At 70.2% G+C, this 26,149-nt stretch carries 21 protein-coding genes; 8 read left to right on the top strand and 13 right to left on the bottom strand.

The window, feature by feature from the left end; translation table 11 throughout:
* Positions 1–12: 12 nt before the first annotated feature.
* Together ACFPZ3_RS22420 and ACFPZ3_RS22415 are read right to left on the bottom strand one after the other, a co-directional pair.
* Positions 13–2,298 (bottom strand): TIM-barrel domain-containing protein, encoded by a 2,286-nt coding sequence (locus ACFPZ3_RS22420; protein ID WP_379516150.1) that lies wholly within the window; start codon positions 2,296–2,298, stop codon positions 13–15.
* Between the two features lie 123 nt (positions 2,299–2,421).
* Positions 2,422–3,810, bottom strand: coding sequence for an NAD(P)H-quinone dehydrogenase (locus ACFPZ3_RS22415; protein WP_379516149.1), 1,389 nt, complete (start codon positions 3,808–3,810; stop codon positions 2,422–2,424).
* A gap of 178 nt (positions 3,811–3,988) precedes the next feature.
* Here ACFPZ3_RS22415 and ACFPZ3_RS22410 point away from each other — a divergent pair, with 178 nt between their 5' ends.
* Positions 3,989–4,480 (top strand): gamma-glutamylcyclotransferase family protein, encoded by a 492-nt coding sequence (locus tag ACFPZ3_RS22410; protein WP_379516148.1) that lies wholly within the window; start codon positions 3,989–3,991, stop codon positions 4,478–4,480.
* A 6-nt stretch (positions 4,481–4,486) separates the two neighbouring features.
* On the opposite strand, the gene ACFPZ3_RS22405 is transcribed toward ACFPZ3_RS22410, so the two are convergent.
* Positions 4,487–5,791 carry an MFS transporter gene (locus ACFPZ3_RS22405; protein ID WP_379516147.1) on the bottom strand — a complete coding sequence of 435 codons (1,305 nt, stop codon included), beginning with the start codon at positions 5,789–5,791 and terminating at the stop codon, positions 4,487–4,489.
* 110 nt (positions 5,792–5,901) lie between these two features.
* Between ACFPZ3_RS22405 and ACFPZ3_RS22400 the strand changes: the two genes are divergently transcribed.
* Genes ACFPZ3_RS22400 through ACFPZ3_RS22375 form a run of 6 tightly spaced genes read left to right on the top strand, consistent with a single transcriptional unit; the run spans position 5,902 to position 12,841 of the window.
* Positions 5,902–6,882, top strand: coding sequence for an Lrp/AsnC family transcriptional regulator (locus ACFPZ3_RS22400; protein ID WP_379516146.1), 981 nt, complete (start codon positions 5,902–5,904; stop codon positions 6,880–6,882).
* Positions 6,879–8,183 carry a M20/M25/M40 family metallo-hydrolase gene (locus ACFPZ3_RS22395; protein ID WP_379516145.1) on the top strand — a complete coding sequence of 435 codons (1,305 nt, stop codon included), beginning with the start codon at positions 6,879–6,881 and terminating at the stop codon, positions 8,181–8,183. Before ACFPZ3_RS22400 ends, ACFPZ3_RS22395 begins: the two co-directional genes overlap by 4 nt.
* A 3-nt stretch (positions 8,184–8,186) precedes the next feature.
* A complete protein-coding gene (locus ACFPZ3_RS22390) occupies positions 8,187–8,990 on the top strand; it encodes a purine-nucleoside phosphorylase (protein WP_379516144.1) in 804 nt (267 codons plus the stop codon).
* Positions 8,987–10,804, top strand: coding sequence for a phospho-sugar mutase (locus tag ACFPZ3_RS22385; RefSeq protein ID WP_379516143.1), 1,818 nt, complete (start codon positions 8,987–8,989; stop codon positions 10,802–10,804). The genes ACFPZ3_RS22390 and ACFPZ3_RS22385 overlap by 4 nt, the downstream gene beginning before the upstream one ends.
* A gap of 5 nt (positions 10,805–10,809) precedes the next feature.
* Positions 10,810–11,400: a hypothetical protein gene (locus tag ACFPZ3_RS22380; RefSeq protein ID WP_379516142.1), complete on the top strand. Its 591-nt coding sequence runs from the start codon at positions 10,810–10,812 to the stop codon at positions 11,398–11,400.
* Positions 11,401–11,437: 37 nt separating this feature from the next.
* Positions 11,438–12,841: an ATP-binding protein gene (locus ACFPZ3_RS22375; RefSeq protein WP_379516141.1), complete on the top strand. Its 1,404-nt coding sequence runs from the start codon at positions 11,438–11,440 to the stop codon at positions 12,839–12,841.
* A 95-nt stretch (positions 12,842–12,936) separates the two neighbouring features.
* On the opposite strand, the gene ACFPZ3_RS22370 is transcribed toward ACFPZ3_RS22375, so the two are convergent.
* The 10 genes from ACFPZ3_RS22370 to ACFPZ3_RS22325 all read right to left on the bottom strand — a co-directional run bounded on the left by ACFPZ3_RS22370 (position 12,937) and on the right by ACFPZ3_RS22325 (position 25,473).
* Complete coding sequence (locus tag ACFPZ3_RS22370) at positions 12,937–13,422, bottom strand: GyrI-like domain-containing protein (RefSeq protein ID WP_379516140.1); 486 nt, start codon at positions 13,420–13,422, stop codon at positions 12,937–12,939.
* Between the two features lie 16 nt (positions 13,423–13,438).
* Positions 13,439–14,350 carry a sigma-70 family RNA polymerase sigma factor gene (locus ACFPZ3_RS22365; RefSeq protein ID WP_379516139.1) on the bottom strand — a complete coding sequence of 304 codons (912 nt, stop codon included), beginning with the start codon at positions 14,348–14,350 and terminating at the stop codon, positions 13,439–13,441.
* Between the two features lie 42 nt (positions 14,351–14,392).
* Entirely contained in the window at positions 14,393–15,001 is a 609-nt protein-coding gene (locus ACFPZ3_RS22360) for a PH domain-containing protein (protein ID WP_379516138.1), read from the bottom strand.
* Positions 14,998–16,071 (bottom strand): adenosine deaminase, encoded by a 1,074-nt coding sequence (locus ACFPZ3_RS22355; protein WP_379516137.1) that lies wholly within the window; start codon positions 16,069–16,071, stop codon positions 14,998–15,000. The genes ACFPZ3_RS22360 and ACFPZ3_RS22355 overlap by 4 nt, the downstream gene beginning before the upstream one ends.
* 58 nt (positions 16,072–16,129) lie before the next feature.
* Entirely contained in the window at positions 16,130–16,480 is a 351-nt protein-coding gene (locus tag ACFPZ3_RS22350) for a cupin domain-containing protein (RefSeq protein WP_379516136.1), read from the bottom strand.
* Between the two features lie 4 nt (positions 16,481–16,484).
* The gene (locus tag ACFPZ3_RS22345; protein ID WP_379516135.1) at positions 16,485–17,111 is read right to left on the bottom strand and encodes an AMIN-like domain-containing (lipo)protein; all 627 of its coding nucleotides are present in this window, start codon (positions 17,109–17,111) and stop codon (positions 16,485–16,487) included.
* Between the two features lie 33 nt (positions 17,112–17,144).
* Entirely contained in the window at positions 17,145–23,219 is a 6,075-nt protein-coding gene (locus ACFPZ3_RS22340; RefSeq protein ID WP_379516134.1) for a WXG100-like domain-containing protein, read from the bottom strand.
* Positions 23,220–23,246: 27 nt separating this feature from the next.
* Entirely contained in the window at positions 23,247–23,549 is a 303-nt protein-coding gene (locus ACFPZ3_RS22335; protein WP_379516133.1) for a type VII secretion target, read from the bottom strand.
* Positions 23,546–23,896, bottom strand: a complete 351-nt coding sequence (locus ACFPZ3_RS22330) for a YbaB/EbfC family nucleoid-associated protein (RefSeq protein WP_379516132.1) — start codon at positions 23,894–23,896, stop codon at positions 23,546–23,548. Before ACFPZ3_RS22330 ends, ACFPZ3_RS22335 begins: the two co-directional genes overlap by 4 nt.
* A gap of 167 nt (positions 23,897–24,063) precedes the next feature.
* Positions 24,064–25,473 (bottom strand): MFS transporter, encoded by a 1,410-nt coding sequence (locus tag ACFPZ3_RS22325; protein ID WP_379516131.1) that lies wholly within the window; start codon positions 25,471–25,473, stop codon positions 24,064–24,066.
* Between the two features lie 87 nt (positions 25,474–25,560).
* Here ACFPZ3_RS22325 and ACFPZ3_RS22320 point away from each other — a divergent pair, with 87 nt between their 5' ends.
* Positions 25,561–25,944, top strand: coding sequence for a MarR family winged helix-turn-helix transcriptional regulator (locus ACFPZ3_RS22320; RefSeq protein ID WP_379516130.1), 384 nt, complete (start codon positions 25,561–25,563; stop codon positions 25,942–25,944).
* Positions 25,945–26,149: the final 205 nt, after the last annotated feature.

Genomic DNA, 26,149 nt, shown 5'->3' with positions numbered 1-26,149 from the left:
CCTCCAGGGATGTTACGAAAGAACGGCCCGCGCGGGGGCTCCGGCCACCGGGGCGATCTCCACCCCGCTGACGCGCTTCGGGCCGGTGACGGCGACACGCAGCTCATCGCCGTCCCTGGTGGCGACGGCGACCGTCACGCCGTCCGCGTCGTGAATCTCCGTGGTGCCGTCGCCGCCCCCGAAGGCGACGAGAGTGATCTCTTCCGGCACGTCGATCGTGTCCTTCTGCTCGGCGACGGGAATGAGCGCGCCGTGCCGTACGAACAGGGGGATCTGGTCGAGCGGCTTGCTGACCCGGACGTAGCGGGCGCCGTCGAGCACCTCGCCCGTCCAGTAGTCCACCCACCGGCCGCGCGGCAGGTACACCTGCCGGGTGCCCTCCGGCGTGGTCATGGGGGCGACGAGCAGGTCACTGCCGAGCAGGTACTCCAGGTCGGCCTGCCAGGCCACCGGGTCGTCCGGGTGGTCCACGCACAACGCCCGCATCATCGGCGCGCCGGTGCGCGCCGCCTCCACGGCCGCCGAGTAGATGTAGGGCATCAGCCGGTAGCGCAACTTCAGCGCCTGTACGGCCTCCGCCTCGACCTTGGGGAACTCCCACGGCTCGCGCGTCGTGGTGCCGTGCAGCCGCAGCAGCGGGGACAGGGCGCCGAACTGGGTCCACCGCACGTACAGGTCGTCGGCGGGGCGGCCGGTGAAGCCCCCCGCGTCGTGACTCCAGAACGGGACGCCGGACAGGCCGTGCGCGAGCCCGCCCCTGATCGTGCTGCCCATGGCGGCGTAGCTGGTGTAGGTGTCGCCGCCCCACTGGGCGCTGTGGCGCTGCCCGCCCAGGTACGACGAGCGGGCCCACACCAGCTCATGCCCGTTGACCTCGCGGGTGACCTCGGCGACGACGTCGTTGAACATCAGCGTGTAGACGTTGTGCAGGTCGGTGCCGCTCATGCCGTTGCAGGCCAGCGCGTCGCTGGGCACGCCTTCGGCGAAGTCGGTCTTGAAGGCGGCCACGCCCTGGCGCAGGAGCGGGCGCAGCAGGCCCTTGAACCATTCGACGGCGGCCGGGTTGGTGAAGTCGACGATCCCGCAGGCGGGGAAGGAGCCGTGCCAGCAGTCGGCGACGTACACCAGCCCTGCCTGGTTTTTCAGGAAATATCCGGCTTCGGCGGCGGCGCGGAACGCGGGGCTGAGGTGGGAGATGTAGGGGTTCATCCACAGGCAGACCTTGAACCCCATCCCCTCCAGCTCGGCCAGCATGCCCTCCGGGTCGGGGAAGTTCACCGGGTCCCACCGCAGGTCCGACCAGTGGCCGTCGGTCTGCCAGTACGTGTCCAGGTGCAGCACGTCGCACGGGATCCCGCGCTCCCTGATCGTGCGCGCCCTGACCAGCACCCGCTCCTGGCTGTCCACGCAGAACCCCGAGGAGATCCAGGTGCCGAACGCCCACTTGGGCGGCAGCGTGGGCCGGCAGGTCAGCCGGTCGTAGCGGTCCAGGATCTCGGGTGGCGTCGGCCCGGCGATCACGTAGTAGTCCATCACGTCGTCGGGCACCACGATCTGCACGACGCTGTGGGTGGACTGGCACACGTCGAACTCCAGGGGCGCGCCGCTGTCCACGAGCACGCCGTACCCCTTGCTGGACAGGTACAGCGGCACGTTCTTGTACGCCCGCTGCGACTCGGCCCCGAAGGCGTCGAAGTTCCACATGACCGGCCGCTGGCCGCGCTTGTCCAGCCGGGTGAACGACTCGCCGAACCCGGTGAACGCCTCGTCGGGCGCGGCGGCGAAGCTCTCGTGATAGGCCACGGGCGTACCGGCGGAACGGGAGCGCCCGAACGGCAGCGTGCGCAGCCGCCCGCTGATGTCCGTGTGCCCCCGATCCTGCTCGACCAGCATCGCCCCGGCCGCGTCGGTGAAGCGCAGGTGCCACGGCGCCAGGCTGATCTCGGCCCGCAACGACCCCGCGTCGATCACGATCGGCTCACCCGGCTCCGCCACGGCACGTGCCCCTGAGTACATGCCGGGCGTCACCAGCGAGATGGCCTCTTCCGAACGCGGCCTGGCGGTCGCGTCCTCCGACAGCCGCACCCGGATCACACCCTCGCCCGCCGCCCCCACCTGGACGACCAGCGTCTCCTCCGCCGAGGTCACCGCCTTCAGCATCACCTCGGCGCCATCGGCCGCGACCAGCTCGGCGGAGGCGATCGCCGACAGGCCGCCCTCGCCTCGCAGGCGGACCGGCAACTCGGGCGGGTCCGCGACGAAGTACTCGTGCGCGACCAGCGGGGGGCGATAGGGCATGGATGCTCCTTCTAACGCGGCGCCAACTCGTGAATTAGTTTGCTGTCCATACCAACAAACGTCAACGGTAGCGGGCACAGGAAAGGGCGCGCGGTACACCGCGCGCCCTCTCCTTCGAAGAAGCTAGATGGAGACCCCCGGCTGCATGAGCCGGCGCGCCGCCTCGGTGATCGACCCCGACAACGACGGATAGACCGCGAACGTGTGCGCGAGCTGATCGACCGTCAACCGCTGCTGCACCGCCACCGACATGGCCAGGATGAGCTCGGAGGCCCGCGGCGCCACGATCACGCCGCCCAGCACGATCCCGGTGTGCGGCCGGCAGAACACCTTGACGAACCCGTCGTTGAACCCCTGCATCTTCGCCCGCGCGTTGGTGGCCAGCGGCAGCTTGACCACGTTCGCCTCGATCTCCCCCGCCTCGATGGCCCGCTGGGCGACGCCCACCGCCGCGATCTCCGGGTCGGTGAAGATGTTGGAGGCCACGGTGGACAGCCGGAGCGGCTGCACGGCCTCCCCCAGCGCGTGCCACACCGCGATCCGCCCCTGCATGGCGGCGACGGAGGCCAGCATCAGCACGCCGGTGCAGTCGCCGGCCGCGTAAACGCCGGGCGCCGACGTGCGCGAGACCTTGTCGACCTTGACGAACCCGCCCCGGTCGAGCTGCACCCCCGCCTCCTCCAGCCCCATGCCGGAGGTGTTGGGGATCATGCCGACCGTCATCAGCGCGTGGGAGCCCTCGGCCGTGCGGCCGTCCTCCAGCGTCACCACCACGCCGTCGGCGGTGCGTTTGACGGAGGCGGCCCGGGAGCGGCCCATGACGTTCATGCCGCGCCGCCGGTAGACCTCTTCGAGCACCTCGGCGCCGTCGGCGTCCTCGTTGGGCATCATCCGGTCGCGGCTGGAGACCAGCGTGACCTCCGACCCGAGCGAGCGGTAGGCGCCGGCGAACTCCGCCCCCGTCACCCCCGAGCCGATCACGATCAGATGCTCGGGCAGCTCCTCCAGGTCGTAGAGCTGCCGCCAGGTGAGGATGCGCTCACCGTCGGGCTCGGCGGTCGGCATGATGCGCGGCGTCGCGCCGGTCGCGACGAGCACGACGTCGGCCCTGATCGTCCGGTCCCCCGCCCGCACGACCTGCGGGTCCACCAGCCGCCCGCGCGCCTTGATGATCTCGACGCCCTCGGCCTCGACCCGCGTCGCGATGTCGGCCGACTGGGCCTGCGCCAATTCCTTGACCCGTTTGTTCACCAGCGGCAGATCAACCCCGACGACCCCGGCGTCACCGTCGGGCCCCCCGGAGAACGCCACACCGAGGGACGGCGCGTCGAGCAGCGCCTGTTTACGCACGGAGGTCGCGATCAGCGTCTTGGACGGAACGCAGTCGGTCAGCACACAGGCGCCCCCCGGGCCGTCCTGCTCGACCATCGTGACTTGCGCGCCTAGCTGAGCGGCCACCAACGCCGACTCGTAGCCGCCTGGTCCGCCACCAATGATCACGATCCTCGTCACGTGTCCCATTGTCCCGCACGACGCGCATGAAGCTGCATCGGGGCCAATCTCCGCGTGGCTCGCGCGGGGGTGACACGATGCCTCTCCGCCCGGATCCGATGGACCGGCGCGGCCGTCCAGCGTGGCAGGATGGCGCGGTAGCTGGATGACGACTGGCACCCGGCGAGAGGGGTGGATCGTGGCGTGGTCTTCAGATCGTTCGGGGAGCCCAAGTGACCTCAGACTCTATGGCGCGTACGGCACGAACATGGACCCGGAGCAGATGGCCATGCGTGCCCCCCACTCACCCGTCTGGGGCGTGGGCTGGCTGCCCAAATGGCGTCTGACGTTCGGGGGCATGGACCTCGCGTGGGAGGGGGCCATCGCCACGATCGTCGAAGATCCTGAAGAGCACGTTTTCGTGGTCCTCTATGACGTCCCCGACTGGGAGGAGACCTCGCTCGACCAGTGGGAGGGCGCGGTGCGCGGCGCCTACCACAAGGTCCGGCTGCGGGTGCAGACCCTGGACGGCGAGGTCGTGGCCTGGTTCTACGTGCTCGACGGCTACGAGGGCGGCCTGCCGTCCGCCCGCTACCTGGGCAGCCTGGCCGAGGCGGCCGAGCGGGCGGGCGCCCCCGACGACTACGTCAAGGAGTTGCGGGAGCGCCCCTGCACCTCGTTCGGCGGCTAGAGCCGCTCAGCTCAGCGGCTGGTCCTTGGTCTCCCTGAGGACGAAGAGATAGACCAGCGTGGAGATCAGCGCCAGCGCCGACATGTACCACGGGAAGAGCCCCGGGCTCCCCGCGTCCTGCAGCGCGGTGCCGATCAGCGGGGCGGTGCCGCCGAAGAGGGCCACGGTCAGCGAGTACGGGAACCCGGCCCCGGCAGCCCGCACCCGGGTCGGGAACAGCTCGGAGTTCACCGCGGCCGAGATCGAGGTGAAGCAGCCGAGGAACACCATGCCGACGAGCTGCACCACCAGCAGGCTCCAGTAGGCGTCGGAGAGCAGGCCGAGCAGCGGCACGGGCAGAATGAGGAACCCGAGCCCGAACGTGATCAGCAGCGGCTTACGCCCGATCCGGTCCGACAACATGCCGAGCAGCGGCTGCAGGATCATGAAGAAGACCAGCGAGATCGTGCCGATCTGGAGCGATTCGGCCTTGTCGAAGTCCACGGTGATCTGCGCGTACGTCGGCAGGAACGTGGTCCAGGTGTAGTACGCGACGGTCCCGGCGATGGTGATGCCCACGATCGTGGCCGCCGACCGCGGATAGTTCCTGAGGAACTCGAACAGCTTGGGCCGCTGGGCCTCGCCCCGCTGGATCTCCCCCGCCACTGCCGAGGTCTCGTCGGCGCCCTTCCTGATCCACAGGCCCACGAGGCTGAGCAGCGCGCCCACGATGAACGGGATGCGCCAGCCGTAGGAGTCCAGGTCGGCCTTGATCAGTGTCGTGGCCATCAGCGCCGCCAGGCCGGTGGCGAGGAGCTGGCCGATGGTGGTGCTGACGTACTGGAAGCTCGAGAAGAGGCCGCGGCGGCCCTTGGGGGCCGACTCCACGAGGAACGTGGTCGCGGCGGCGAACTCGCCGCCCACCGACAGGCCCTGGATGAGCCTGGCCAGGGTGAGGATGATCGGCGCCAGCACGCCGACGGCCGCGTAGGTGGGGGTCAGGCCGACGAGCAGGGAGCCCACGCCCATCAGCACGATGGTGAACGTCATGGCGGACTTGCGTCCGTACCGGTCGGCGAAGGCGCCGACGAGCAGGCCGCCGAGAGGGCGCATGAAGAAGCCCACCGCGAAGACGACGAAGGCGCTCAACAACGGCACCAGGCTGTTGCCGGCGCTCGTCGGAAAGATCTGTACGGAGAAGATCGTCGCCAGGGCCGAGTACGCATACCAGTCGTACCATTCGACGACGTTGCCGATGCTGGCCGCCATGAGCTGGCGAACCCGGCTCTTGGGGATGCCGAGCGGGGAGTGTGTCACGGGGGAGGTCGCCACAAGGGTTCCTTTGCTGACATGTGCGGTAATGGCTTACTGTGCATTCGGGCGACCGAAACAGTCAAATGTTTAAGCCGATTTTTACAATCCCGACACAGGAACGGGTACAGGTGGACGTTCTCGACCGAAGGCTCGTGGCCGCGCTGCAGGTCAGCCCGCGGGCCTCGTGGGGTGAGATCGGCCGGGCCGTCGGCGAGCACGAACGCACGGTAGCCCGGCGGTTGCAGCGGCTGATGACCGAGGGGGTCGTGCGCGTCACGGCGATCTACGACGACCTGCGCACCGGGCACGGACGCCCTGTCCACCTGCACGTACAGGTCCGCCCCGGCACCGCGGCGCAGGTGGCCAAGGCGCTGGCCGACCGGGCCGACACGCGCTCGGTCTACTCCCTGACGGGCGCGGCGGACCTCGGCTGCGAGCTGGTCTCCCCCTCCAGGGAGGACCTGCACCGCATCCTGTCCTCGCAGGTCTCCGACATCGACGGTGTCCTGCAGACGCAGACCCAAGTCGTGCTCCACACGTTCAGGACCGTCGCCGAGTGGCACGCGCCCTGTCTGACCGAAAAAGAGGTGGCCGCCCTGCGGCCGGAACCGCTCTCCGAGTGCCTGCCCGACGAGGAGGGCCTGTCACCTCTGGAGCAGGAGATCGCCGAGTTGCTGGCCGCCGACGGCAGGATCGCCTTCACCACCGTCGCCGAACAGCTGGACATCTCCGTGCCGACCGCGCGCCGCCGGGTCACCTCGCTGATCGAGCGGCGGCTGCTGCTGCCCCGGGCGGAGGTCGAGCCCGCGCTGCTCGGCCTGGAGGTCGAGGCCATGCTCTGGCTGAAGGTGCGCCCCAACGGCCTGCACCTCGTCGGCGAGCAACTGGCCGCGCACCCCCACGTCCGTTACTGCGCCGCCACCACGGGCACGCATTCCCTGATCGTGCAGGTCGTGGCGGCGCACGAAGCCGACCTCTACCGTTTCATGACCGGCGTCGTCGGCCGGCACGACGAGATCACCGACGTCGATCTCACCCTGATCACCCGCGCCCACAAGCGCGGCCACCTCCACAAGTCCGGACTGCTCACACTGGAGAAATCACCATGACACCCGCTGAGAAGGAAGTCGCCGACCTGTGCGTGGAGCTGATCCGCGTCGACAGCAGCAACTACGGGGACGGCAGCGGCCCCGGCGAGCGGGCCTCGGCCGAGGTCGTCATGGCCAGGCTGGCCGAGGTCGGGATCGAGTCCACCTACATCGAGAGCGAGCCGGGCCGCGGCAACGTGATCACCCGCGTCGAGGGCTCCGACCCGTCGCTGCCCGCCCTGCTCGTCCACGGCCACCTCGACGTCGTCCCGGCCAACGCCGCCGACTGGACGGTGGACCCGTTCGCGGGCGAGATCCGCGACGGCTACATCTGGGGCCGCGGCGCGGTGGACATGAAGGACATGGACGCGATGATGCTGGCCGTGCTGCGCCAGCTCAAGCGCGAGGGCCGCAAGCCGCGCCGCGACCTGGTCTTCGCCTGGCTGGCCGACGAGGAGGCCGGCGGCGTGTACGGCGCCAAATACCTCACCGCCCACCACCCCGGCCTGTTCGAGGGCGTCACCGAGTCGATCAGCGAGGTCGGCGGCTACTCGCTGGAGGTGGACCCGTCCCTGCGGCTCTACCTGATCGAGACCGCCCAGAAGGGCCTGGCCTGGATGAAGCTGACCGCCGACGGCACGGCGGGCCACGGCTCGATGCTCAACTCCGACAACGCGGTCACCGAGGTCGCCAGGGCGGTGGCCAGGCTCGGCGAGCACGACTGGCCGCTCACCTACACCCCCACGGTGCGCCGGTTCCTCACCGAGGTCGCGGACGCGTTCGGGATCCCGTTCGACGAGAACGACCCGCAGCCGATCCTCGACAAGATCGGCCCGCTGGTACGGTTCGTCGGCGCGACCCTGCGCAACACCACCAACCCGACCCAGCTCGCCGCCGGCTACAAGTCGAACGTCATCCCCGGCCAGGCCACGGCCGTGGTGGACGGGCGATTCCTGCCAGGGTTCGAGGAGGAGTTCTTCAAGACCGTGGACGAGCTGGCCGGGCCGAAGATCCGGCGCGAGTTCGTGCACCACGACATCGCGCTGGAGACCACGTTCGACGGGGCGCTGGTGGAGTCGATGATCGCGGCGCTGAAGGTCGAGGACCCGGCGGCGCGGGCGATCCCCTACTGCATGTCGGGCGGCACCGACAACAAGACGTTCTTCGCGGACCTGGGCGTGCGCGGGTTCGGGTTCGTGCCGCTGCGCCTGCCCGCGGACATGGACTTCGCCGCCATGTTCCACGGCGTGGACGAGCGGGTGCCGGTGGACGCGCTGCAGTTCGGCGTACGAGTACTGGACAGGCTCCTCCTAAACTACTGAGATGTGACCAACGACGCATACACCCTGGCCGGCGAGGCCGCCGCGGAGCTGCGAAGCGCCGCCGGCCTCGACACCTTCGACGTGGCGCTCGTCATGGGGTCGGGGTGGGTGCCCGCCGCCGACGCGATCGGCGAGACGGTGAAGGAGATCCCGTTCACCGGCCTGCCCGGTTTCCGCGCGCCCGCCGTGGCGGGGCACGGCGGCAAGATCCGCGTCGTGCGCACCTCCGCGGGCAGGCACGCGCTGATCTTCCTCGGGCGCACCCATCTGTACGAGGGTCTCGGGGTGGACGCGGTCGTGCACGGCGTACGCACCGCGGCGGCGGCGGGCGTACGCACGCTCGTGCTCACCAACGCGGCCGGCGGCCTGCGGCCCGAGACGCAGAACGTCGGCGACCCCGTCCTGATCAGCGACCACATCAACCTGACCGGGACCAACCCGATCACCGGCACCACGTTCATCGACCTCACCGAGGTCTACTCGCCCCGCCTGCGCGCGCTGGTGCGCGAGGTCGACCCGAGCCTGGCCGAAGGCGTGTACGTGGCCTTCCGCGGCCCCACCTACGAGACGCCGGCCGAGATCCGCATGCTCCGCACCATGGGCGGCGACATGATCGGCATGTCCACCGTCCTGGAGGCCATCGCCGCCCGCGAGGCGAACCTGGAGGTGCTCGGCCTCTCCCTGGTCACCAACCCGGCGGCGGGCCTGTCCGGCGAGCCGCTCAACCACGAGGAGGTCCTGGAGGTGGGCCGCGCCACGGCCGCCCGCATGGGCGTGCTCCTGTCCAAAGTCGTGGACCGCCTGTGAACGGGCGCACCGCCGCGCTCCTGGAGGAGGCCCGGCGCTGGCTGGCCCAGGACCCGGACCCCGACACCCGCGCCGAGCTCTCCGCCCTGCTCGACCGCGAGGACCTGGCGGGCCTGATCGACCGCGAGAACCTGTCAGGCCGGGAGGACCTTTCGGGCCGGGAGGACCTTTCGGGCCGGGAGGACCTTTCGGGCCGGGAGAGTCTGGAGGCGCTGGAAGATTCGGGGGCGCTGGAGGCGCTGGCGGATTCGGGGGCGGGTTCGGAGGCGCTGGAGGCGCTGGCGGACCTGGAGGACCGGTTCGGGGCCAAGCTGGAGTTCGGCACGGCGGGCCTGCGCGGCGAACTGGGCGCGGGCCCCAACCGGATGAACCGCGTCACCGTCATGCGCGCCGCCGCCGGCCTGGCCGCGGTGCTCGGGCCGGGCAAGCACGTGGTCATCGGCTACGACGCCAGACACAAGTCGGACGTCTTCGCCCATGACACCGCGGCGGTGCTGACGGGCGCGGGCCTGCACGCCTCGCTCCTGCCCGGCCCGCTGCCGACCCCGGTCCTGGCCTTCGCCATCCGCCACCTCGGAGCGGACGCCGGAGTGACGGTCACGGCCAGCCACAACCCGCCCCGCGACAACGGCTACAAGGTCTACTGGGCCGACGGCTCCCAGATCACGCCGCCTCTCGACGCCGAGATCTCGGCCGCCATCGACGCCGTCGGCCGCGTGGACGAACTCCCCCTGAACGCCCCAGGCACCCGTACGGACCTGGGCGAGGGCATCGTCGACGACTACATCGCCGCCGTCACGTCCCTCCCCCTGGGCGAGGCCCGCGACGTGCGCATCGCCTACACCCCCCTGCACGGGGTCGGCGCCGCGACCCTGACGGGCGCCTTCCTGGCCGCCGGTTTCGAGACCCCGATGGCGGTCGAGGAGCAGCGCGCCCCCGACCCCGACTTCCCCACGGTCTCCTTCCCCAATCCGGAGGAACCGGGCGCCATGGACCTCGCGGTCGCGCTGGCCGCCAAGCTGGAGGCCGACCTGGTCCTGGCCAACGACCCCGACGCCGACAGGTGCGCGGTGGGCGTGCCGCTGCCCGGCGGCGGCGTACGCATGCTGACCGGCGACGAGACCGGCGGCCTGCTGGCCGAGCACGTGATCACGCACACCACCGGCGACCGCATGGTGGCCACCACCATCGTCTCCTCGACCCTGCTCTCCAAGATCGCCCGTGCGTACGACGTCCGGTACGGCGAGACGCTCACCGGCTTCAAGTGGATCATCAAGGCGGGCCCCGGCCTGGTCTTCGGCTACGAGGAGGCCCTCGGCTACAGCATCGGGTCGGACGCGGGCCTGCCGGTCAGGGACAAGGACGGGATAGGCGCGGCGCTGACGGTGGCGGGCATCGCCGCAGCGGCCAAACGCGACGGCCGTACCCTGCTGGACCTCCTGGACGACCAGGCCCGCCGCTACGGCCTGCACGCGACCTCCCAGCTCTCGTTCCGGGTCGCCGACCTGTCCCTGATCAGCGCCGCCATGACCCGCCTGCGCACCGACCCGCCCACGACACTCGGCGGCAGGGCGGTGGAACGCGCCGACGACCTGCTCAAGGGCGACGGCGGCCGGCCACCGACGGACGGCCTGCGGTACACGCTCGCGGGGGACGCCCGCGTCGTCGTACGCCCCTCCGGCACGGAGGCCAAGCTGAAGTGCTACCTGGAGGTCGTCGTCCCGGTGACGGGCACCCCGGCAGAGGCCAGGGCCCGCGCCGCGGAGCAGCTCGAAAATGTGCAGGCGGATCTGGGGGCCCGGCTGGCACTCTAGGCCGGATGGAGACGTTCGAGGATTTCCTGGGCAGGGTCGGGCCGGATCCTCAGGCCCTGGGGCTGGTGCTGAGCGGCTCCCAGGCCCGCGAAGGCACCGCCACCGCCCGCTCCGACCACGACCTGTACCTGATCGTCGCCAAAGCCACCCTCACCCCGTCCGAGGCCGAGGCGGTCGCGTCGGAGGCGTTGGGCGCGTTCCTGAACAGCGCGTATCGCTGCCTGAAGAACGACCGCGACGGCAACCTCGCCGGGGCCCTGCTGGACGGGGCGGAGGCCGTTCCGTACTTCCTCACGTATGTGTTCGCGTCGCATGGGCGGCTGCGGCCGTACAACAAGTATCTGGGGTGGGAGTTGCGGCGCCATCCGCTGGAGGCCTGGACGGAAGAGGAGCTTCTGCCGCGCCTTGACGTCCGCCCTGTCTCCCGAGGCCCCGCGAGTCGTCCGGGGACTGCTGAACGACCTGGAGCCGCACGCACGCGCCGCGGGCCACGGCCATGTCCTGGATGCGTGGGGAAAGGATTTGGCGTTCATGCGCGGAGAGTAATCGCCAGCGGTAGGCTTACATCCAAATTTGGTTGCACCGTCAGTGGATGAACCAAACGTGGATGCTTGCCGCTGGGAGGGCTCTCGTATGGACCACTTCATCGGACGTCGACGCGAGCTGGACAAGCTCGGCCGCTTCTTCACCCGAGTAGGCGCGGGCGACCGCCCTGGCCGCGCCATCCTCATGCGCGGGAGGCGCCGAGTAGGCAAGTCGCGGCTCGCGGAGGAGTTCATCCGCCGGAGCGGCGTGCCCAGCCTCTTCTTCACAGCAGCTCGGCAGTCGAAGGCCGACCAGCTCAAGCACTTCATCGCAAGCGCGGCCGCCTCAGACCTGCCCGATGCGTCGCTTTTCGACCGGGCCACGCCCACTTCCTGGGACAACGTGTTGCAGATATTGGCCCAAGCGGTCCCCCAGGACTCGCCGAGCATCGTCGTCCTCGACGAACTGCCTTACATGATCCAGAAGGACCCTTACCTTGAAGGCGTGTTGCAGTGGCTCTTCGACCGCCACTTCTCCCGCCGTCCCATGCTGCTCATCCTCATCGGTTCCGACCTGTCCGTCATGGAGGCGATCAACCAGTACGACCGCCCGTTCTACATGCGGGCCTCCGAGATGGTGGTCAATGCCCTCACCGTCGCCGACGTGGCCGACAAGCTCGGCCTGCCTGCCGCGGAGGCCATCGACGCGCACCTGATCACCGGCGGCATGCCCATGATCCTTGAGGAATGGCCGTCCGGCGCCACCGCGCAGGAGTTCCTGCGTGCCACCATCCCGGACCCCACCTCGACGCTGACCGTCAGCGGTGAGCGAACCATGGCGGCGGAGTTCCCATCCGAAGCACAGGCGAGGACTCTGCTGAAAGCGATCGGATCCGGACATCGCACCTACTCCTCGATCTCCAAGGCCGCTGGTGGAATGCCGGGCACGTCGGTCCAGCGCGGCTTGCAGATCCTCCAGGAGAAGCGCATGGTCACGACAGAGGTTCCGCTGTCCGTCCGTCCCTCCAAGGACCGCCGCTACCACATCGCGGACACGCACCTGCGCTTCTGGCTGTCCTTCATCGAACCAGGTGTGCCCGAGATCGAACGCCACCGTGGCGACCTCGTGCTCGAGCAGATCGAAAGCTCGTGGACGTCGTGGCGCGGTGTCGCGGTGGAGCCCTTCATCCGTGAGTCACTTCGTCGCATGGACGGCCTTCCTGAAGAGACCAATGCGATCGGAGGTTACTGGACGAGGACCAACAATCCGGAAATCGACCTGATCGGCGCTGACAAGGAGCCCGTCGCAAAGAAGATCACCATGGTCGGTTCCGTGAAGTGGCTGGAGAACCGGCCCTTCGACGGCCATGACCTGCGCGAGCTCATCGTCCATCAAGCACAGGTGCAGGGCGCCGACTCCTCGACGCCTCTCTACGCCGTTTCCCGCAGCGGCTGCACCGTGGAGGGCGTCACGCACATCACCCCGGAGCAGTTGCTCGACGTCTGGCGCTGAGTCCTGGCCACCGGCGTCACGGACGGGCCGGCCGTGGGGGCGGGCAGGACGCTGGACCTGAGTCTCCCCACCCCCTCGGTGCCGGACCTAAGTCGTCAGGCCAGGCGGAAGCGAAGGTCGGTGTCCCAGTTGGCGGGGTCGGGCTCCTCCATCGGGTTGGTGTTGTAGAGCTCCAGGCGGCACCCCCAGTGCTCGGCCCCGTCCTTCTCCGTCATGTCCCATTCCAGCCCCTGCTCCCTGGCCCACTCCAGCATGGACTCGGTCACGTCCATGAGCTGGTCAGGATGACCGTGATGGGAGACGGTGACGTACCGGCCGGCGGGCAGGACGTCGGCGAACAGGTCTCCTTCGCCCTCCAAGGCAGTGGCGACCGGGACCCCGGCCTGCACCACCAGCCGGTCGCCGGCCATGTCGATGCTGTCGTACCTCAGGAACGGCGCCCCCGCGGGCGCGGCGCCGCGTGCGGCCAGCCAGCCGACGATCTCGCCGATACGGTCGGCGACCAGCCCGAAAGTGGTCATGGTGATGGCGCGGCGCACCCCGATGTACGGGGTCTCCGGGAATTCGATGATCTGTGGCATGTCGATGATTCCTCCTTCACCTCTCAGTACGGAGCGCGCCCTCGAAACTCATCGGCAGCCCGAAAACCGGGAACAACCCGGGATCCAGATAAGTGGTCTGCCCCACGACCAGCCCACCGGCCACCTCCAGGATGAGCAGGGCGAACGCCTCCCCCTTCAGGTACTGGCCGAAGGCCGGGCAGCCGTTGGCCCGCGTCGGGACCAGCCGCGATCCCGCGCACGGCGCGTCGGAGCCGAGCAGGACCGCGCGGCTCGCCTCGCGCCCCCGCAACCACCAGGTGAACGGCGGCATGGACGACGTCGCGTCCTCGTGCAGCAGCGACACCAGCGTGTCCACGTCGTAGCTCTCGAACGCCGCCACGTAGCGGGCCAGCAGTCCCTCGTCCACCTCCTCGTCGAGAGGCTCTGAGGCGGGCAGCCGGGCCCTGGCGCGCTGCAGGCTGCTGTTGACCGAGGTGACCGTGGTGTCCAGCAGGGCGGCCGTCTCGGCGGCGCTCCACTTCAGCACGTCGCGCAGGATGAGGACGGCGCGCTGCCGGGGCGGCAGGTGTTGCAGGGCCGCCACGAACGCCAGCCGGATCGTCTCCCGCGTCACCGCCAGGTCGGCTGGATCGAGCACCCGGGCGTCGGGGACGGGCTGGACCCAGCGGTTCTCGGGCAGCGGCTCGCCCAGGGCTGCGCCGGGGACGGCGGCGGGGCCGAGGTCCATGGCGCGGGCGCGGCGCTGCGGGCCGCGGAGCATGTCCAGGCAGACGTTCGTGGCCAGGTGGAACAACCAGGAGCGCAGGGGGCCGCGGCCGGGGTCGTAGGTGCGCCACGCCCTGACGAACGCCTCCTGCACAGCGTCCTCGGCCTCGAACCCGGAGCCGAGCATGCGGTAGCAGTAGCCGGTCAGCTCGGCCCGGTGCGCCTCCAGGTCCGTCGTCATGAGGAACGAATCACCTCTGTCTGGGTCGACCCCCCGGAGGAGCTAGACGACGATGGCCGCGACCACCAGCGCCACCGCGACGACCAGCACCGCGATCGCGTCGTAGGACCACGTCACCCGGACCGGCGCCGCCTCCTCCTGGCGGCGCCTGGCCGACTCGGCGCGCTCGCGGATCTGCTCGCCCACATAGTCGGCGTGCGTCTTGCCCGCGAACGCCTCCACCGCCGCCTGCTCGCCCTTCGACAACGTCGGCTCGGTCCTGAAACGCCCCCGCTGCGGCGCGGGGGCGCCGCGCCGCTGCGCCTTGGCCCGCTCCCGCGCGCTGCTCATCGGCGTCCACAACCGCAACACCCGCTCGTCGCCGTAGTGCACGTTGACGGAGTGCGACACCGTGACGTCCTCGACCGAGGCCCAGGGCAGGTAGGTGGTGCGGAAAGGGTTGCGCCCCACCAGCGCCTCCTCCGTGAGGACGGTGGCGGGACGCAACGCGACCGCGTAGACCAGCGCCGTCAGCGCCCCCAGCACGGCCAGCGCCACCAGCGACGGCTTGCCGCTGTAGCGGGTGATCAGGTCGTAGACGTTGAAGGCGACGAAGGCCACCCACACCCACGCCAGCACGAACGCGGTCTTGGAGCGGTAGGTACGTTTCACGGCTGCCACTTGATCTGCGCGAACCCGGGCTTGATCACACCGTTGATCAACGCCAGCCGCTCGTCGAACGGGATGAACGCCGACTTCATCGCGTTGACCGCGAACCACTGCAGGTCGTCCCAGCCGTAGCCGAACGCCTCGACCAGCTTGTGGAACTCCAGCGACACGCTGGTCGAGCTCATCAGCCGGTTGTCGGTGTTGACGGTGACGCGGAAGTGCAGCCGCCGCAGCAGCCCGATCGGGTGCTCGGCGATCGAGGCCGCGGCCCCGGTCTGCAGGTTGGAGGTGGGGCACATCTCCAGCGGGATGCGCTTGTCGCGCACGTATGCCGCCAGCCGCCCCAGCTTCGCCGACCCGTCGCCGGCCACGGAGATGTCGTCGATGATGCGCACGCCGTGCCCGAGCCGGTCGGCGCCGCACCACTGGATGGCCTGCCAGATCGACGGCAGCCCGAACGCCTCACCCGCGTGGATGGTGAAGTGCGCGTTTTCCCGCTGCAGGTATTCGAAGGCGTCGAGATGCCTCGTGGGCGGGTAGCCGGCCTCGGCCCCCGCGATGTCGAACCCCACCACGCCGCCGTCGCGGTAACGCACCGCGAGTTCGGCGATCTCCCTGGAGCGCGCCTGGTGCCGCATGGCCGTCAGCAGCGTGCCCACCCGGATGCCCCGGCCGCGCGAGCCCTGCTCGAACCCGTCGAGCACCGCCTCAACGACCTGGTCGAGGCTCAGCCCCGTGGTGGTGTGCTGCTCGGGCGCGAACCGCACCTCGGCGTAGACCACCCCGTCGGCGGCCAGGTCCTGCGCGCACTCGGCGGCCACGCGCACGAGCGAGTCGCGGGACTGCATGACGGCGACCGTGTGGTCGAACGTCTCCAGGTAACGTTCGAGCGATCCGGAGTCGGACGCCTCCTCGAACCACAGGCGCAGGTTGTCGGGATCAGTGGTGGGCAGCCGGCCGTAGTCGATCTCCCGGGCCAGCTCGACGATCGTCTCGGCGCGGAGCCCGCCGTCGAGGTGATCGTGCAGCAACACCTTGGGAGCCCGCCGGATCTCGTCAAGTGTGGGGCTCATCACGCCATGATATGAGTACTGCCCGGCATTCGGTCGCGGTGATCGAAGCGCGAACGCTTCAGTCGCGGCCCGCGGCTTCGGGTGAGAACGCGGGCAGGCACACCGCGATGTACTCGGCCCCCTCGGGCCCGACGCTGTAACGGACCTTCTCCCCCGGCTCCGTCACCACCGACTGCCCGGCCTCGACCCGCGTCGTGCCCTCGGCGTGCTCCACGACCAGCGTGCCGCGCAGGACCACGGTGTACTCCGTGAACGACGGCGTCTGCGCCGGCTCCTCCCAGCCCGGCGGGGCCGTCATGTGGGCGATGGAGATCGCCTCGTCGCCGCTGCCGACGCGGCCCACGTGCTCGTCGATGATCTTTCCACCCGGTACGGGAATGCGGGCCGGGCCCTCTATCTTTCTCACCACGGAGTCAGTGTGCCACGTCGAGGACCAGACGGTTCGGCGACCTGTGCTCCGTGAGCTGGAAGGCGGCCTGCCTGGACAACACCAGCCCGATCCCCACGCGCCCCTCGAAGTCGCCGGTCCTGACGACGTCGCTGAGGTTGGTCAGGTGCGCCGGGTAGACGGGCCCGCCGCCCCAGGTGGACACGCCCTCGTCGTCATGGGCGTTGGCGGGGAAGAGCGTCAGCTGCAGATAGGCGCCGCCACGCACGCCCAGGGGCTTGCCGGAGCCATCCTGAACGAACTCGTCCACCCATTTCACGTTGTATCCCGGTATATCGCCCCGTAGATCGACGACCAGCCGGTCGTACGTCTCGTGCGCGGCATACCGTACGGCCGTCACGACCGCGGGCTCCATGCCGCCACGATCGACGTCCACCTCGGCGGTGCTGGTCGGCGCGTCAGGCCCTGGCCCGCTCCCGCTCGCGGACGGCGTGCCGGGACCCGGGCCGCTCTCGGTCGCCGCCGGGGTGTCCGGCAGCGTGGCCTGGTGAACGGTGCCGCAGGCGGTGAGCACGGCCAGGCAGGCGAGGGAGACGACCGCACGTGCTGAACGGCTGGACGACAGTGAACCGGGCGGGGATGGCGTGCGCATGCCCGGTAGATGCCCAGCGTGACGACTGATGACTCATCGTACGATGACCGCGGGATGCGCGGCCTCGAAGCCGGCGAGCCCTTGCGGGGTGAGCCTCAGATAGAGGCCCTTGTCCACGTCCAGCACCAAGGGCCGGCCCTTGCCGTAGACCACGACGGAAATGTCGCATTCGAGATACGTGTTCGTGTGCACCTCCTCCAGGAAGTTGCGTTCGAGCACGTCACCGTTGCGCGACCCGGCCTCCTCCCTGACCTTCGACGCGCCGCCGACACCGCCGTAGCCCACGGTCGGGGTGCCGTGACCGGCGTCCGCGCCGTCGCCGTGATCCGGGGACGGGTTGCTCAGGCTGCCGGACGCACCGCGCCGGGCCGCCCTGCCCTTGCCCTCCCCCTGACCGTGGCCGGTCGTGTCCATGGTCTGCGCGTAGACGCGCTGCTTGACCTCCGCACCGCCGATCTCGCGGGCTTCATGGACGTCGACCCCCACCCGGCCGACCCCGGGGATCTCGTACTCGTGCGCGAGCAGTTCCCCGAGGTGGGCGCGCATGGTCCGTTCCTTGGTGGCCTCGGTCAGGGCCATGCCCTCGGGGCGGGAGAGCCCGAACCCGTTGGGACGGTCGTCCAGCGAGGGCACCCCCTCCCGGAGCCGCGGCGGCACCGTCGCCAGCGGCGCCCAGCCCTCCACCAGCGTGGCGGCGGGGAAGGCGACCTGGTTGACGTCCCCTCTGGGGATGGCGTTCACGAGCGTCGCGGTCGCCGGGTTGGGCCCGGCGGGATCCGCCCATCGCGGGTCCGCGGCGGCGACCGGCGTGCCCGCCAGGACCGGCGTGCCGTGCGGGACCTCCGTGGTGAGGTGCCCCGGCACCAGGAGGCCGAGTTGGCCGTGTGCGACGGCGTCGGCCGTGGTGGTCACGCCGACGTGCCGGTCGAAGAACCGTACGGCGCCGTCGTGCCCGGTCAGCTCGCCCACCTTGAGCAGCAGACCGCGGGCTCCGCCCTGGACGGGCTCCATGACGGCGCTGACCTTGGCCCGTTCGAGCGTGATGTCGTACGTGACCGGATGCGTGAACTCCTGCGGCGCCTCACGCGTCTGGAACCGGTTGATGTCCTTCACGTTGGTCCCGGTCGCGTCCACGGCGTGGGCGTCATGGAAGTTGGCGACCCCGCCCTCGGCTCCCGTGATGTTCCCGTGCGAGCTGTTGATGTAGCGGGCGAGCGCCTCCTTGCCGTGGTCCGCCCCCTTCTCGTGCAGGCTCAGATCGCCGCCGAGGCGCTCGCTGCGCAGCATGAGGCCCGTGTCGGAACGCTCGCCGACGTGTGCCCCGTCGCCGATCTCGGCTGTGACCCTGACGCCCACGCGTTCGGTGATCCGGCCGTGCTCGTCGGTGACGAGCAGCCAGGAGGACACTCCGTTCCCGCGGAGCTCGCCCAGCTTGGTGCCGAGCGCGTCCTGGCCGAAGTGACCGCGCAGGTGCTCGGCCACGGGGTGGTTCGTGAACTCCTGGCCCGGGAACAGCAGCCCCTCCTTGCGGAGCGTCTCCACGATCGTCGGCAGCACGTCCCCCGCGTCGAGATGATCGACGAAGGCGGTGCTCATCGCCGCCTCCGGCGCGGAGTAGGCGCGGGCCGTGTCCCCGGCGGACCCGGCGGACCCGGCGGACCCGGCGGACGTGGCGGGCTCACCGTACTCCGGACCGTCCAGCGCGTGCCGGCGGGCCATCTCGTCGGGCAGGACGACGTCCGTGATCTGGTCCACGCGGATGTAGGAGGGCTCACCCCGCTCGACGACGGTCCCGTCGGTCCTGCTCGGGGTCACCGTCAGGACGAGGTCGCCGCGGTACCAGTGCGAGGTGCCGCCGTCGCCGTAGGTGACCCGGGCGACGTCGCTGCCGCCGCGGTACGTCGTATTCAGGGACATCTGTTTCGTGGCGGCGTGCCCGCCCACCCGCGCCATGATCTTGTGCTCGGTCCCGGCGTGGGCGGCGCCGCCCTCGGCCGTACCGTCGTTGCCGAGCGTGACACGCACACCGGCGCGCGCGTGCCCGCCCAGGCTCCGGGAGCTGCGCTCGCCTTCGGTGGCCCGGGAGTTGCTGCTCGTGTACGACTCGTGCTCGACCCCGGCCTCCGACTTCGTGTGGGTCAACCCCGCGACGTCGGCCCGCACGTGCACCTCGTAACGCCATCCGCCCCGCTCGGACACGGTGTACCGCAGGCCGTCGGGGTGGGACGTGATCATGGTCTCCAGTTTGATCACGTCGGTGGCGGTCTCCAGCACCATCGGTACGTCGAGCCGCTGCGCGGGCACCGGCACCTCTGCCCAGCCGGCGTGGACCTTGGCCACCGCCTGGGCCAGGTCCGGCATGGCACCGAGGCGGACGATGGCGTGCAGCCGGCCATGAGCCCACACGTCGTGGGGCGGCTCGGACGACGTCTCGATGCGGCCCACGTTCGTGACGTCCCGCGCGAGCACCGGCGTCTCCGGCAGGTGCGGATTGGGGACGACGATCTCGGCCCTGCTGCCCTCGACCCGCCACGAGGTGTTCGCCGTCTCCGTGCCGTCCTGGGAGATCCGCATCTTGACGTCGAAGGAGAGGTCCCGGGTGAAGACGAAGCCCTCGCCGCTGGTCTCCGTGCGGTCGTACCTGGTGTGCCCGGAGGTGAAGGCGACGGCGTCCGCCTTCGTGCCGCTCCCGGAGCCGACGATGTTGGGGGCGTCGACCTTGAGCAGGCCATGGGGGACACCGGTCCTGAGCGCCTCGCCCACGTCGATGCGCGCGACGGCGGCGACCTCCCCGCGCAGCCCGCCGGAGACCTCCCGCTGGCTCGTGCCGCTCCACGCCGTGATCCTGCGCTCGTTCACCGTCATGTTGGTCGAGCCGACCTCGCGCCGAGGCCCGAGCACGCCCTCGGCCACGATCTCGATGGTGTGGCCGGCGATCGTCTTCTCGTACCTGATCCCGTGCAGGGCGTACGTCAGGTCGCCCTCCAGGGCGGCGCCGCCGTAACGATGCTCAAGGTCGCGTACGACCTGCCGCCTGACGTTCTGCGGCAGGTCGGGCAGTGCCTGCTCGACGGCCTGGCGCAGCTCCGTGAAGAGCCGCGAGTCCACGTGGACCCGGATGCCGCTGCCCAGTCCCGGCCCCCGCCCGGCGGCGAGCGTCTCCGGCTCCAGGGGGTGCGGGTCGTAGCCGCCGCGGTTCGCGGGCGCACCTTCGGGTTCGCCGGCCGCGAACTCCTCGCGTGCGCGCTCCACCTCCTGATGCAGGCCGGCCAGCTCCTCCTGGATGCGGTTGAACTCACCCGGCCGGCCAACGTCGTGGCCGAAGACGTCCCGTTCCATGCCCGCCGCGTCGCGCGTCGGCACGGCCAGCTCGGCCCGCACATCGACCGCGAACGTGCCCATCGTCTCCGTCTCGACGTGCAGGCGCATGTGGGCGTCGTACATGGTGACGTCGCCCCTGGTGTTCACGACGGTGTGGTTGCCGTGTGCCCTGCTGGTCGTCGTCCCGTGATCCGAACCGAAGCCGAACCCGCCGATGACCCGCCCGATGGCCTCCACCGCGCCGCCGAAGTGCACGCCGACCTTGCCGCCCACATGGACGTTGAGGTCCTTGCCCTGCCGGTACGACACGCCCTCGCCGGTGCGCCGCCCCATGTCGTCCCGGAGCATCGTCTCGACGAGCGGCCGCCCGTCCCCGTCCACGGCCTCCACCCGCGTCACCTCCCCGGTGACCCGGATGGACTCCTCCGCCGAACGCACTGCGGAGGTCTTGTACCGGACCGCCTCGGAGACCGCCCCGCTCGACAACAACGCCTGGCTGCGGTTCTTGATCCCCTGCTCGTTCAGCACGGTCCCTGTGAGGTGTTCGATGATCTTGGCCACCTCGCGCGGGGGCACGCCCTCGGCCAGCGCCCGGCGCTGCACTTCCAGCACCAGAGGCGTGAGGTCCATCCCGGTGACGGTGACCCCGTGATCGCGGAACTTGTGAGCGGCTCCGGGCGGGACCTCGTAACACGGGAGCGCGGGCGGATGGTCGGCGTCCAGCAGCGGCCCCGTGCGGTTGAACTGCTGCGGGAACGGGAGCGTCACGGCCAGTTCGGGCACCTTCGCGGTCGAGGTGACCTTCTGGCCGTCGCGGTAGACGTCGATGGCGAGGTCCGCGACGAAGTAGTCGTGCTTCGCCGAGATGGTCTTGTGGCCGCTCATGAGTTCGGTGTTGTTCACCTGCGTCGTGCGCGAGGTCTCGGAGATGCCCGTACGAGGCAGGGCGGTCGACTCCTCGGCCGCGTCCGGCGACTCGTACAGGTTGCGCACCACACCTCCGGACACGTCCCTGGTGGAGGTCTGCGCGGACTTGCCCTCCACGCCGTCCCCGCCGAACGCGACCGGCTTCTCGGGCGGCACGCCCGGCTGCTCCACATGCGTGAACGAGTCGGGCCGCAGCTTGAGATAGAGCACCTTGTCCCCGACGCTGAGCGCCACCCCGCTCTGGAGGTGGCCGGTCCACGCGTCGCGGTCGCCGTCGGCGAGCACCTGCGCGAGCCAGTCGCGGATCGCCGCCCGTTCCCGCGGAGTCACCCCCGTGATGCCGTCGGCCAGGGCCTGCGCCGCCGCCATCGGGTTCTCCGGGACCGTGACATCGTGCACGGCCGTCTCGCCCAGGGCGTCGATCTCGACGGTACGGGGCGGATGGATCTCGGGCTTGTCCGGCGAGCTCGCCGCAGCCTCAGCCCGTGAAGCCGCGCTGCCCGGTGGCTGGGTGGAGGTGTCGGCGCCCTTCCACACCGGCGTCCCGTCCGGACGGGACGCCGGAACGGCGTTCGTCCCCGACTTCGGCGTGGACGCGTTGACCGGCATGGTTTCGGCAGCCGGGCGGGACGTGGCGGTTTCGGCCTGGTGAGGCAGCAGCTCGGGGCTCTTCCAGACCGCCGTCGAGTGCGCGTTCGCCACCTGGTCGGGGGCGCCGGACCCGTTGGTCACCTGGTTGACGGCGGTCCGGGGCTCCGTGACGGCCGCGAGAGCGGTCTCGGGTGGGTGCGCGGCGGGGTGGCCGGACGAGGCCGGACCCGGCAGCGATCCGTCGGGGGCCGCGCGGGGCGTGGCCTGGGGGGCGGCGCCCGGCCCCGGGTCCCGGCCCGGATCGGCGGAACGCCCCGGTCCGTCGGGGGCGGGGCGCGGGTCGGGAACGGGCGAAGGGTCCCCTGAGGCCGTACGGACCGGGCCGTCGCCGCCATGCGGCAAACCCGTGACCAGGTGCTGCCCGTCCGCCCCGAGCGCGCTGGAGGTGATGCCCTTGGCCAGCAGGTCCCAGCTGAAGTTCCCCTGGGCCAGCATGGTGCCCGCGGTCGTGATGCCGCCGGTGACGGCGTACTGCGCGGCCTGCCCGTACAGGGAGGAGTTGGCCGCGGCCAGCAGCCGCTCGGCCGCGGACATCTCTGCCCTGGTCAGGCCGGCCCGCAGGGCGGGTGTGGCCAGCCGGGACAGCCCGCCGGAGAGCAGCCCCATGAGCCCGCCCATGGCGCCGCCGCTCAGCGCCGAGATCGCGAGTTGCCGGACGTCGATCTCGTCCCTGCGGCCCTGCATCATCTGCAGGACCTGGATGCCGAGGTCCATGCCGCCCACGATGCCGGCGAAGATGAGGATGTTGCGCAGGCACGTCTTGGCGATCTGCGCGACCGTCATCCGCGCGATCTGTACGCGCAGCGGGATGAGTGCCAGCACCGCCTTGTTGGCGATGGCGGCGCGCAGCAGAACCGCCAGTTGCCCGATCAGCAGCCAGACGGTGGCCTCGATCATGTACTTGGTGTACTGGATCTGCACACCCACGCCGTTGAGCGAGACCGCGGTGTTGATCAACCGCTCGACCAGGGCGACGACCCGCCCGTCGGCCATCTGCTTGACGTGGGTGGCGAAGGCGAGGTGGGCTTCGCCGTCCCAGGCGACCCCGATCTTGTGCGCGCTGCGCGGCTGGTCGGCCTCCGTGCCCTCGACGAGCCGGTGCGCGGCGGTCACGCAGGCGTCGGCCAGCCGGAAGCAGCCGGTCTCGTCCCCTTCCGGCCAGTCCATGCCGACCACCCAGCCGACATACGGCTTGGCCCAGTCGGGCACGAGCAATCCGTCGAAGCCCACGGACGATCAGGCGCGGCCGTTGGAGGGCCGGTCCGCCCACTCGTAGTTGCGGCTGGAGACGTGCAGGCCCGAGGCGAGGTCGTCGAGTTCGTCGATGTAGGCCTTCAGGGCTTGGAAGACGCTCTGCTCGATGCCGGGCAGCTTCTTGGCCAGTTCGGCGCCGTACTCGTCGTTGCCGAGGGTGTTCCTGTCCTGGTCGAAGGCGGTGCGCAGGCCGTCACGCGCTTCCTCGGCGTTGCTCTTGAGGTCGCTGTAGACGGCGCTGTGCCGGCGCAACGACGCCGGCTCCACGGAGAAGCCGTCGCTCACGGGGCCGGCTCCACGGGTCCCGGGAGGAAGGCGTCCAGTGTGGCGGTCCCGCCGAAGATCTCGTCGACCAGCGTTCCCTCGGGCATGAGGGGCGTCATGAGCTCCTTGCTCTGCTCGGTGACCGCGGCACTGGCCTGTTCGGCCTGCCGCATGATCGCCTCGGCGAGCTCAGAGGGGGACAGCGTGCGATAGACACGGGGATTCAGCTCGACGCCGCAGAGCCGGCCGTGCGCGCCGACGGTCACGCTCACCAGCCCGTCCTTGGAACGCGACGTGTGCTCGATGGCGGCGAACTCCGTGCAGGTCTCCCGGATGCGCGCGATCTGCTGATTGACCTCAGCTGCCATTTCCTCGATCGTCGCCTGAAATGCATCCGCCACATCAGTACCTTTCGTACACCTAACGCGCAGATGCTATCGCAGGTCTGATTTCTGGGGAAGCAGAATCATTCCGGCAGAATTGCCCGATCAGTGGAGCACGGTGGGCCCCGCCCGGAGCCCACCGTGAGAGACCATCAGACAGTCTCGTACGCCTTCACGTCGTCCGGCTCGGCGGCCACCACCGCCTTGCGGGCACGCAGGCCGGTCGCCGAGATCGCCACCCCGACCAGGGCCAGCACCAGCGACACCACGATCGCCGCGCGCAACGCCCCGATGGAGAGCGTCTCGCCGCCCGAGGTGAGCACCGCGGTGACCACGGCCAGCACGATCGCGCCTCCCACCTGGCCGGAGGTGTTGAGCAGGCCGGAGGCCAGCCCCTGCTCGTCGTCGTCCACGCCGTTGGTGGCCTGGATGTTCAGCGAGGGGAACGACAGGGCGAACGCGATGCCCAGCAGGATCATGCCGGGGATCACCATGCCGCCCAGGCTGGGCGTGCGGTCGATGCCGAGGAAGATCGCGTATCCGCCGGCCAGCGCGGCGGCGCCGATGACGATCAGCTTGCCGGTGCCGAACCGGTCCGCGAAGTCGCCCATCTTGGTCGAGGTGACCGCGACGAGCACGCCGGCGGGCAGGAACGCCATGGCGGTGCCGAGGGCGGACCAGCCGAGCAGGTTCTGGAAGTACTGCATGGCCACGAACTGGAAGGACACGTACGAGCCCATGAGGATGAGCAGCCCCAGGTTGGCCCGCACGATGTGCCCGGAGCGCAGGATGCCCAGCCGCACCAGCGGGTGGCGCACCCTCGACTCGGTGAAGACGAACGCGGCGAGCAGCGCGGCCACGCCCGCGAGCGAGCCGATCGTCTGCACCGAGGCCCAACCGGCCTCGGGCGCCTGCACGACCGTGAACACCAGCAGCAACATCGAGGCGGTGATGGTCACGGCGCCGACCAGGTCGTGCCCGCCCTCGGCACGGTCCTCCCTGCCCCTGGGCAGCACCTTCAGCGCGGCGACCAGCGCGATGATCGCGACGGGCACCGGCATCAGCAACGTCCACCGCCAGCCGATCTCGGTCAGCAACCCGGACAACACGAGGCCGAGCGAGTAGCCACTGGCGCCGCAGGCGGTGAAGATGCTCAATGCCCTGTTGCGCTCCGGCCCTTCGGGAAAAGTCGTCGTGATGATCGACAAAGCGGCGGGCGCGGTGAACGCGGCGGCCACACCCTTGACGAACCGGGCCGCGATCAACAGCCCGCCGTCGTCCACGACACCACCGAGCAGCGACGCCACGGCGAAGACACCCAAGGCGACCAGGAACACCCTGCGCCGCCCGAGCAGGTCGGCGGTCCTGCCCCCGAGCAGAAGAAGACCGCCGTAGCCGAGCACGTAGCCGCTGACCACCCATTGCAGAGAAGACGTCGTCAGGCCCAGGTCGTGCTGGATGGCGGGCAGGGCGACACCGACCATCGAGACGTCAAGGGCGTCAAGGAATATCACTGCGCAGAGCACGGCGAGCGCGCTCCACCGGGATGAGGGAGAGGACATGAGTCAGAACAATACATGCAGGCGCATCTAATGCAACCGCATTTAATTCCATTGCATGAGTTTTAGCGAAGTGGTAACCTCCGCGACATGGACGAGCAGTTCGTGGTGGACACCTGGCACTACGTCCTGGCCAAACACGCCAAGGCCATGTGCGCGCTGGAGCGCGAGCTGGGCGAGCGGCACGGCCTGGGGCCCAGCGAGTTCGAGGTCCTGGACCGGATCGTCCATCACGACAGGAAGCTACGCATCCAGGAGCTCTGCGACGAGGTCCACCTGAGTCAGAGCGCGCTGTCGCGCGTGGTGGCCCGCCTGGAGAAGTCGTCGCTGGTCACCCGCGGCGTCTGCGACGCCGACCGGCGGGGGGTCTTCGTCCACATCACCGACGAGGGCCGCACCCGCCACGCGCAGGCCCTCCCGACGCAGCGGCGTGTCCTCGGTGAAGTCTTCTCCGACGCCCCCGCGCTCCGCTGAGCCCTTTCATCCTTTACGCGCTGCCGTGGCCGCCCACCCGCCGCACTCCGGCTGACGGCCCTCCAGGAAACGCCCTCTGACAGTGATGATGGAGGGGAGCTTCTCCCGGCAGGGTTTGACCCAGCCTCTGACCGACCTCGGGTCCTTGAAGGGATTTGTCGGCCCTGTCGGGAGTCGCTCGTGCACGCACCGGACGCGGCCGTTG

It is taken from the genome of Nonomuraea insulae, assembly GCF_042656245.1.
This window is presented reverse-complemented; position numbering and strand designations above follow the sequence as displayed.